General features: G+C 33.9%; 8 protein-coding genes. 3 read left to right on the forward strand and 5 right to left on the reverse strand.

Translation table 11 applies throughout. The annotated features are described in order from the left end of the window. Positions 1 to 4: 4 nt before the first annotated feature. Entirely contained in the window at positions 5 to 1,681 is a 1,677-nt protein-coding gene (locus tag RRY75_RS05450; protein WP_332493098.1) for a glycosyl hydrolase family 18 protein, read from the reverse strand. Between the two features lie 286 nt (positions 1,682 to 1,967). On the opposite strand from RRY75_RS05450, the gene RRY75_RS05455 reads away from it, so the two are divergent. Further along, the gene (locus RRY75_RS05455; RefSeq protein ID WP_332493097.1) at positions 1,968 to 2,675 is read left to right on the forward strand and encodes an adaptor protein MecA; all 708 of its coding nucleotides are present in this window, start codon (positions 1,968 to 1,970) and stop codon (positions 2,673 to 2,675) included. A 42-nt stretch (positions 2,676 to 2,717) separates the two neighbouring features. On the opposite strand, the gene RRY75_RS05460 is transcribed toward RRY75_RS05455, so the two are convergent. From RRY75_RS05460 to RRY75_RS05470, 3 genes are all read right to left on the reverse strand, one after another. Further along, the gene (locus RRY75_RS05460; protein WP_332493096.1) at positions 2,718 to 2,933 is read right to left on the reverse strand and encodes a DUF1858 domain-containing protein; all 216 of its coding nucleotides are present in this window, start codon (positions 2,931 to 2,933) and stop codon (positions 2,718 to 2,720) included. A gap of 90 nt (positions 2,934 to 3,023) precedes the next feature. Continuing rightward, positions 3,024 to 4,655 (reverse strand): putative manganese-dependent inorganic diphosphatase, encoded by a 1,632-nt coding sequence (locus RRY75_RS05465; protein ID WP_332493095.1) that lies wholly within the window; start codon positions 4,653 to 4,655, stop codon positions 3,024 to 3,026. 75 nt (positions 4,656 to 4,730) lie between these two features. Next, a complete protein-coding gene (locus RRY75_RS05470) occupies positions 4,731 to 5,540 on the reverse strand; it encodes a DUF368 domain-containing protein (protein ID WP_332493094.1) in 810 nt (269 codons plus the stop codon). Positions 5,541 to 5,901: 361 nt separating this feature from the next. Between RRY75_RS05470 and pflB the strand changes: the two genes are divergently transcribed. Both pflB and pflA read left to right on the forward strand, forming a co-directional pair. After that, on the forward strand, positions 5,902 to 8,130 hold the full coding sequence (gene pflB / locus RRY75_RS05475) for a formate C-acetyltransferase (RefSeq protein ID WP_332493093.1): 2,229 nt from the start codon (positions 5,902 to 5,904) through the stop codon (positions 8,128 to 8,130). A gap of 71 nt (positions 8,131 to 8,201) precedes the next feature. After that, entirely contained in the window at positions 8,202 to 8,930 is a 729-nt protein-coding gene (gene pflA, locus RRY75_RS05480) for a pyruvate formate-lyase-activating protein (RefSeq protein ID WP_332493092.1), read from the forward strand. Positions 8,931 to 8,992: 62 nt separating this feature from the next. Here the strand turns inward: pflA and RRY75_RS05485 are convergent, their stop codons facing one another. Continuing rightward, positions 8,993 to 9,640 carry a helix-turn-helix domain-containing protein gene (locus RRY75_RS05485; RefSeq protein ID WP_332493091.1) on the reverse strand — a complete coding sequence of 216 codons (648 nt, stop codon included), beginning with the start codon at positions 9,638 to 9,640 and terminating at the stop codon, positions 8,993 to 8,995. Between the last annotated feature and the right edge of the window lie 222 nt (positions 9,641 to 9,862).

Here is a 9,862-nt window from a genome sequence, read left to right on the forward strand (position 1 = left end):
TACATCACTCTTCCATCTGTGCTAGAGCATGCCATACATCAGATGTTTCTAACCCTAATTTCCAACCTGCATAACCTGCTAAATCATATTCATCTATTAATTTAATACGCTTTTCAACTACTGTTGCATCTTCTATCCATGCATGATACATTGTGTCGCCTTCTATTTTTTGTACATAACTTTGGTCATGTGCATCGTCATAGATAGCGGTAGCACCCCATCTATTAATAACACTTTGCGATGCCGCCATACCATATGCACTCGAGCTTAACCCTTCTGGTGTTTCCTTCCATATACGCGTATAGAGTGGAATGCCTAGTACCAACTTTTCTTTAGGTACTTCTTCTAAATTAAGCCTAATACCTTCTTCCACCCAACCAAGTCCTGCTACTGGGCCTGCCTGTTCTGAACCTGACCAATGCTGGTCATATGCCATAACAAAGAAATAGTCTACTACTTCTGCAAGCTTATCTCGTTGATAATACGCTGACCATGCCGAAGGTATATAGACATCTACACTCACGCTTACACTATTTCTCTTAGCTTGAACAGATAGCTCTCTCATAAACTGTATCCATTCAGTTGCGAAATCTGCTTGTACATTTTCTATATCTATATTAATACCATCAAAACCATACTTTCTAGCTGCTTCTAATACTTGATCTATAACATACTGTCTCTTATTTGTACTTGTAAGTATGGTTCTTGTAAGCTCTGGCGTAGTGAAGTTATGACTAAGAAGTGCCCATACTTGAAGCCCTCTTGCATGTGCAGCATCCACATATGCTACAGACCCTCTATCCATGAGTTTACCAGATTCATCTTCAAATTCAAACCATGTTGGGGCAATGATATTCGCATTATGAATATTTCTATACTTAGGTGTTGACCAATCTCCTGTCGCACGACTTGTCATTTGGTCCCACACTAATTTAACTTTACCTTCAATTGGCTTATTTATCTTAGCTAGCGTATAAGCCTTATCTTGTTTCAGTTGCGTCATTTCTCCTACTGCCACATCTTTACTAGGAATAAATCCTATAATACCATTTTCATCACGCACTCTCATATACCCATCTTCTTCTTTATAAACAATAACTTTATGCCCTTTTTCTATTTCATCTACAATTAATGTTTTGTTATCTGGATGGGTGCGCAACTTGCCTTCTTTCTTTTTAATCATCCCAACAGGCTTTTGTACTTTTAAATCAGATACACAAACTAACCTTCTATCTTTTCCAAGTTCAATCTGTATACCATATTCTTCTTCTAAATAATCCTCTGGTATATAAAGTTCATCTTCTTCTACTAAAAATGGGGTTATTAGTGATTGTTCCTCATTATTCACCACCATCCTAAGTTCACCTGGTACAATTCTTCTTAACTCTTGTAAGTTAGTAATAGTTACAATCTGTTCAATTTTATCATAATATATTTTTTCATCTATATATTCTCTTGCAAAAGGATAAGATACATACAAGCATTCACCTTTTTGAATAATAGGTTTTTCCATGTCTACTCGCGCATCTTCATATACTACATTTAGTTGACCTTCTTTAAACTCATTAAAATATGTAAGAGGGTCTACTCGCTCGTTTCCTGGCATTGAAGTTAATACAGCTAATGCACTTACCCCTAGGATTATACAAGCAAATATCCCAAATAATATTTTCTTTAGCATGATTTAGCCTCCTTCACTGTGTTAAGTATATCATAATCACAAATTATCATCCTAGTCTGTTTTATAATTTTATCTTTAGATCTATAAAATATGTTCTATCTTTAAAATGATAGTATGTCACCATGCAATAAAAAGTACCCTTCTATCATATAATAAATTAAACTCTCTTTATTCAAAGAATTGATAGATTTATCCTCTTTACTTTTATTTAGCATTACCTTATACTTATTTATATCTTAAGGTTTATCCTAAAATTAATGTGACTGTATGAAAGGATGTGAGTTGTATGAAAATCGAAAAAATTAGCGATACCCAAATCCGAGTCACTCTAAATCATTCTGATTTGCAAAATAGAGATATCAAAATAGGCGAACTTGCTTATGGTTCGACCAAGGCACAAGCTCTTTTTAGAGATATGATGGCCCAAGCCTATGAAGATTTTGGTTTTGAAGCGGAAAATGTTCCCCTTATGATAGAAGCTGTTCCCCTTTCTACAGATAGCATTATGATTGTTGTCACTAAGGTGGAAGACCCTTCACAAATAGAGCAAAAATTAGACATCATAGGTGAACGTCCTACACATCGTACTTTTAAAGATGCTATTTCTAGTGATTTAGCTGAATTAGAATTAATGGCTTCTTCTTCTTCATCTACTTCTGCCTCTCCATCTATTAAAGAGTCTCTTATATCCACTAAGGCTCCTAGTCTTACACTTATGTATGCTTTTAAAAACTTAGATGACATAAGCAGTGCTGCACATCATATTAAAAATCTCTATTTTGGTGACACTTCACTCTATAAATACGATGATAAATATTTTGTTATTCTTAAAGAAAACAATAATAGCACAAGTAATATAGAGTTCATAAAAAGCTTATTAGATGAATTTGGTGACCAATGTACACGTAGTGACCTTAATGAAATGTTCTTAAAAGAACATGGTCAAGTTATGATTGCATCTAATGCGTTAGATATTCTAACGCGTTATTTATAAAAGAAGTCCTAAAAGTAACTACTTTTAGGACTTCTTTTATTTTTATTGTTCTTCTACTGTTGCAAGATAATCGTTGATTTCTTTAACAAGTGTATCTACATCCATTCCATGAACCGCACATGCATCTTCAATAGATTCCATTTGAGATGATGGACAACCTAAGCAATGCATACCCGCTCTCATAAGGATTGGAATAATACCTCTATCTACTTGAAGGATTTGACCAATTACCATATCTTTTGTAACTTGTTTAGCCATTTTTCTATTCTCCTTTTATTATAAAAAGTAATTTATTGTCTTACTCTTCCATTATAAGTATAATGATTTTATTTATCAACGTTAATTCTATTAATTATTTTGACTTGCTGATGTAAGCTGAGGAATAATTTGTTTCTTTCTTGAATACACGTCTTTTAAGAAAATGCTATCATCACCTTTAGGTAATGCAAAGGCACGTTCTACTACCCACTTTTCTGGTCCTACTGCAAATAATTCAGTTCCACCTACGATAACATCCGTTACCATAAGTACCACAAGGTCAAGATTTTCTCTCTCTCTTAAAGCTTCCATTTCTCCTAAAATTTCAGTTCTCATTTTATAGATACTTTTGAAGTCCCCTGTGTTAATTTGAGCTACTGCTGTATTGTATTTACCCAATGTAAACGGTTTACGGTCCATTTCTAAGAGCTCACCTGCAGGAACGCCTTCAAGTGAAGTGCCTGCAGCAATAAGGTCCATTCCATACTCTTCTAAATTCACTTCTGCAATTTTAGCTAGGCGTTTTGCCATCTTCTCATCTGTAGGTGTACAAGTCGGTGATTTGAAGATTAATGTATCTGAAAGAATCGCACTAAGCATAAGTCCTGCAATTTCTTTTGGAGGCATAATATTATGCTCTTCATACATTTTCGCTACAATAGTTGATGTACATCCTACTGGTTCTGCCCTTAAGTACACTGGACCTACTGTATCAATATTAGCAATACGATGGTGGTCAATGATCTCTTTAATTTCTGCTTGTTCAATACCTTTAGCACTTTGATCTCTTTCGTTATGGTCCACTAAGATAACAGGCTTTTTCTGAATATCTAGGATATGGCGTTTAGAAATGATCCCTTTAACTTTTCCTGCTTCATCTACGATTGGGAAATGTCTATGTGTTGTATTTAACATAATTTCTTTAACTTCATCAATTGTATCTTCTGTTTGGAAGTAAATTAAATCTTGATTTCCAATAAGATTTTTTACTGAGATACTTTGAGAAATCATTTTGATTGTTTTAAAGAATGAGTAAGGTGTACAAATAATAGCACATTCATTCTCTGGTTTTTCAGTGAATTCAAGTTGTTCCATATCTTGGTCTGTGATAATGACACAACCTGCACCAGATGCAATCGCCATTTGAATAAGTGCTTTGTTATTCCCTGTAATGATAATATCTACATCTCTTAATTTATCTTCATTTGTAATAGAAGCTGTTGTATAAACATCTCCTTCTACATAAGGTTGAGGATAATCACCATAGATGAGCTTACCTTCAAGCACAGCAGGAATATTTACAAATGGTGTGCGGTGATTTCTGAGTACTGAACCATCTGTTAAACCAATATAGGTTTTAGCAATATCAGAAATAGATACAACACCTGCTAATTTATGGTCTGGATAAAGAACCGGGATCATAGGTCTTCTATGTTCTGTCATTACATCCCAAGCCTTTTTTACAGAATCCACAACGTAGATAGGTGGAATTGCATAATACTTCATATCACTAACTTGTGGTTTAATATGTTCAATTAAAGTAGGTGCTTCTACATTAAATTGACTTAACGCATAATTTGTCTCTTTACTTATTTTTCCTAATCTAACTGCCTTTACATTGCTTTCACCTAGTGCACTTTTAAGATGCGCATAAGCTATAGCTGAACATATAGAATCAGTATCGGGATTTCTGTGTCCGAATACATAAGTCTCTTTTCCCATAATTCACTCCTTAATTTATCACGTACATAACATCTTTTGTTGTACTGAATTTAGTATATCCTTATTCCTTTCAAATCATTTATCCGCAAAGCAATAAGTGCTCCTTATACCTATACACATACATATTAAAGCAAAAAAGCCTGATTGATTAAATGTAAATCCTGGATAAATCACAAATACAGACCCTACAACTAAACCTAGTATAGCCATATAAGTTGCCTGATTGTATCGTGATAATAAAATCTTTACTATTTTCACACCGCCTACTAGCCCAACAAGTACTCCAATGCCTACAGGAATTAAAATACCTAAGTTGAACTCTGAAACTGCTGTAATAACAGAAGAGTATACCCCTAATGTCAACATAATAAATGATCCACTTATTCCTGGGATAATCATAGAAAAAGCACTAATCATACCAGCTACTGCAAACCAACATCCCATTCCTAAGTTTACTTCTCTTATTAGTCGCGTGCTGCCTTCTACATCTTTGCTTAATGCCATTCCTGTCATGATTGCTAAACTTACTACAAATGGAATCCAATTCCTTGTCCTAATCTTGGCATCTTCTTTGGCATGATTAATAACCATAGGTATACTTCCTATAATAATCCCCATAAATAAGAAATTAGTCTGCATATTATACTTTTCAAATAAGAAGGTAATAGCATTGCTAAAAAGTATAATACCTATTCCCATTCCCATTCCTATTGTAATTAAAAAAGGAAAATTTTCCTTTAATTTATTTTTGCTCAAGCTAACTGCATCTAGTAATGTATCATAAATGTTTAATACAACTGCCATTGTTCCAGCACTAATTCCAGGAATAACATTAGATATACCTAAAATAATTCCATACAATATGTTCATAATATGTTTTATCATGAGAGGCTCCTTTAAAATATGTATTATATATGCTTTACTATTATAATGCTTGTATGTTGTCATTACAATAATATACTGCTTTATTATACTTTATCTTCCTTATTATAGATAATTTTTCAATTATTTTGATACCCAATATTTTCATTTTAGAATTTTGTTTATTATTAAAATAAATTTTATATAATACTAAACATTTATAATAATATTTTTTTGTATTACTATTGACGTGTATACAGTATACATTATATAATAAAGGAGCAAAATAATTTAACTAATAACTATTATTAGTTGCCATATTTATTTGCAAATATGGTCAAACTAATAGTAGCTTATATTTAATATTAAAGGAGTTGACCTTAGCATGTTTGAACAATGGAATGGTTTTACAGCTGGTGAATGGCAAAAAGAAGTAAATGTACGTGACTTCATCCAAAAGAACTACACACCATATGAAGGTGATGATTCTTTCTTAGCAGGTCCTACTGAAAGAACAACTAAATTATGGAATGAAGTAGCAGAACTCATGAAAGTTGAACGTGAAAAAGGAATTTTAGATGCTGAAACAAAAATCCCTTCAACAATCACTTCTCACGGTCCTGGATACCTTGACAAAGATGCAGAACAAATTGTAGGTTTCCAATCAGATGCACCTTTAAAAAGAAATATCATGCCAAATGGTGGTATGCGTACAGTTAAAAATGCTCTTGAAGCTTATGGTTATGAATTAGATAAAGAAACACAAGATATCTTCTCAAAATATCGTAAAACACACAATGATGGTGTATTTGCTGCTTATACAACAGCTATTAAAAAAGCTAGACACTCAGGGATCATCACAGGTCTTCCAGATGCATACGGACGTGGACGTATCATCGGTGACTACCGTCGTGTTGCATTATACGGTGTAGATAGATTAATCGCTGACAAAGAAGCTCAAAAACTTACACTCGAAGTACCAAGTCTTACTGAAGATATCATCAGACTTCGTGAAGAGCTTACAGAACAAATTAGTGCTTTAAAAGAACTTAAAGTTATGGCTACTGGTTATGGATTTGATATTTCAGCTCCTGCTCAAACAGCTAAAGAAGCTGTTCAATGGACATACTTTGCATACCTTGGCGCTATCAAAGAACAAGATGGTGCAGCTATGTCACTTGGCCGTACATCTACATTCCTTGATATCTACATGGAAAGAGACCTTAAGGCTGGTATCATAACAGAAGAAGAAGCTCAAGAATTAATGGATCACTTCGTAATGAAATTACGTATGGTACGTTTCCTTCGTACTCCAGCATACAATGATTTATTCTCAGGAGACCCAACATGGGTAACAGAATCAATCGGTGGTATGGGTCTTGATGGTCGTACACTTGTTACAAAAACAAGCTTCCGTGTACTTCACACATTAGTAAACTTAGGACCAGCTCCAGAACCAAACTTAACAGTACTTTGGTCTACACACTTCCCACAAGGATTCAAAGACTTCTGTGCTAAAGTTTCTATTCAAACAAGTTCAATTCAATACGAAAATGATGACCTTATGAGAGCTTACTGGGGTGATGACTACGGTATCGCATGTTGCGTATCTGCAATGAGAATTGGTAAACAAATGCAATTCTTCGGTGCTCGTGCTAACCTTGCTAAAGCATTACTTTACGCTATTAATGGTGGTAAAGATGAAAAACATGGTGATCAAATTGCTCCACAATTCGCACCTGTTACTACAGAATACCTTGACTTCGATGATGTTTGGGCTAAATTTGATAACGTAATGGATTGGTTAGCTGAAACATACGTAAATGCATTAAATATCATTCACTACATGCATGATAAATACTGCTACGAAAAATTAGAAATGGCTCTTCATGATAAAGAAATCCTTCGTACATTTGCTACAGGTATTGCTGGTCTTTCAGTTGCAGCTGACTCATTATCAGCTATCAAATACGCAAAAGTAAAAACAATCAGAAATGAAGAAGGCCTTGTTGTTGACTATGATATCGAAGGTGAATACCCAGCATACGGTAACAACGACGATAGAGTTGATGATATCGCTGTTAAATTAACAGAAACATTCATGAACAAAATTAGAAAACACAAAACATACAGAAACTCTTACCCAACTATGTCTATCTTAACCATTACATCAAACGTAGTTTATGGTAAGAAAACAGGTAACACACCTGATGGACGTAAAGCTGGCGAACCATTTGCACCAGGTGCTAACCCAATGCATGGTCGTGATACAAAAGGTGCTATCGCATCACTTGCATCAGTTGCTAAACTTCCATATCAACATGCAGAAGATGGTATTTCATACACATTCTCAATCGTTCCAGGTGCTCTTGGTAAAGTAGCAGACGAACGTATCAGCAACCTCGTTGGTATGTTAGATGGTTACTTCGTACAAGATGGTCACCACTTAAACATCAACGTATTTGATCGTGAAACATTACTTGATGCTATGGATCACCCAGAAAAATATCCACAATTAACAATTCGTGTATCTGGTTATGCTGTTAACTTCATTCGTCTTACAAGAGAACAACAATTAGACGTTATCAACAGAACATTCCACGAAAGATTCTAATTACTAAATAAATTTTAAGATAGGAGGATAAGAGATCCTCTTATCTTCTTACACTACGGGAGGTATATGACATGATAGGCAGAATTCACTCAGTAGAAACCTGCGGTACTGTAGATGGGCCTGGGATTCGTTACATTTTATTTACACAAGGCTGCCCCCTTCGTTGTAAATATTGTCACAATCCTGACACTTGGAAAATGAATGACGGAAAGGAAGAAGATACTAACAATCTGATTCAAGACATTGTAAAATACAAGTCTTTCATGCAGTTTTCTGGTGGTGGTCTTACAGTAAGCGGTGGGGAACCACTTCTTCAACCAGACTTTGTAAAAGATCTGTTTGTGAAGTGTAAGCAAGAAGGTATCCACACTTGTTTAGATACCTCTGGATTTGTTGCTATCGAAAAAGCTAATCCTGTACTTGATTATACTGATCTTGTTTTACTTGATATTAAGTCATATAATCCTTCTGTATTTCAAGATTTAACTGGGGTACCTTTAGACCCTACATTAGCTTTTGCTAAACATCTTAACGAACGTAATATTCCTGTATGGATCCGTTATGTATACGTTCCTAATCTTACAGATAATGAAAAAGATATTGATGACTTAGCACAATTTTTAACTACATTATCCAACGTACAACGTATTGATATACTACCATTCCACAAAATGGGTGAGTTTAAATGGGAACAACTTGGTTTTGAGTATTCTTTACTTGATACTGAACAACCTACTAAAGAATCTGTAGCACAAGCTAAAAGTATCTTTACAAAATATAACTTACCTGTATTTGCCTAGTAATTTCTTTTAATATCAAAACGATTAAAATAAATCAAAAGAAAAGAGTATGTAGTTTGCCCCTACATACTCTTTTCTTCTATTTCTTGAGATTTACTTTTAAATATTTTCTTCCATAAGGAAGTTTTTTGCCCAATTTGTTCAAGCTCAGCCATTTGTTTGCGCATCACTTGCATCTCTCTCATCGTCTCATCAATTTTCTTATAGTATTCTTCATCTTTAAGTTGCTGAATCGCCTCAAGTTCCATAATTTTTTGATTCATCATTATATCCATCTCTTGACTAATTTCTTCTTTAAGTTGAGTCTTATTTTCTTCTCCATATTCAACAAGTGTTTGCTTTAACATTTCTTTGATAATAAGACTAAACTGTTTGACCTTCTGATCATCTTTGTCCGTAATATCTATATCTACTTCTGCATTTAAAGTTGGTATACCCTTTATAGACGTAGCACCCACTTGTGCAAGCGACTCTATTCCTTCTTCTTCTAAATTATGTATGACATTACGAATTCCTTTTAACTCCAACCCCTGTTCTCTCAACTCTTTGATTTGATGTAATATAACCATATCTTTTTGTGTATATATACGATGCCCCTGAGCATTTCTATGTATTTGTAAATCTAACTCTTTTTCGTAATATCTTAATACATATGCTTCGATATCTAAAGCTGTGGCCACTTCTTTGATGGTGTACATTTTTTCGTTCATTCCGATCCCCCTTCATTAGTAACGAGACTCTTTTATTAAATTATACCATATTATTCCATTTTTTCAATATTATTTAATTTTCCTCTTCATATCATCTTTTTAATTTATGATTATACTACTTATATACTTTGAATTTCAAATTACTTGTTATTCAAATTACTTATAAATCAAATTACTTATAAATCAAATCAATTATAGACCAAATTTTATTATATGAGGTGA

The sequence above is a fragment of the Niameybacter sp. genome, assembly GCF_036655075.1.
Classification (GTDB): domain Bacteria; phylum Bacillota; class Clostridia; order Lachnospirales; family Cellulosilyticaceae; genus Holtiella.

Coding starts and splice junctions, on each gene's coding strand:
- RRY75_RS05485 (WP_332493091.1), bottom strand. CDS start 9,640: ATGAACGAAAAAATGTACACCATCAAAGAAGTGGCCACAGCTTTAGAT.
- RRY75_RS05450 (WP_332493098.1), bottom strand. CDS start 1,681: ATGCTAAAGAAAATATTATTTGGGATATTTGCTTGTATAATCCTAGGG.
- RRY75_RS05470 (WP_332493094.1), bottom strand. CDS start 5,540: ATGATAAAACATATTATGAACATATTGTATGGAATTATTTTAGGTATA.
- RRY75_RS05460 (WP_332493096.1), bottom strand. CDS start 2,933: ATGGCTAAACAAGTTACAAAAGATATGGTAATTGGTCAAATCCTTCAA.
- pflB (WP_332493093.1), top strand. CDS start 5,902: ATGTTTGAACAATGGAATGGTTTTACAGCTGGTGAATGGCAAAAAGAA.
- RRY75_RS05465 (WP_332493095.1), bottom strand. CDS start 4,655: ATGGGAAAAGAGACTTATGTATTCGGACACAGAAATCCCGATACTGAT.
- RRY75_RS05455 (WP_332493097.1), top strand. CDS start 1,968: ATGAAAATCGAAAAAATTAGCGATACCCAAATCCGAGTCACTCTAAAT.
- pflA (WP_332493092.1), top strand. CDS start 8,202: ATGATAGGCAGAATTCACTCAGTAGAAACCTGCGGTACTGTAGATGGG.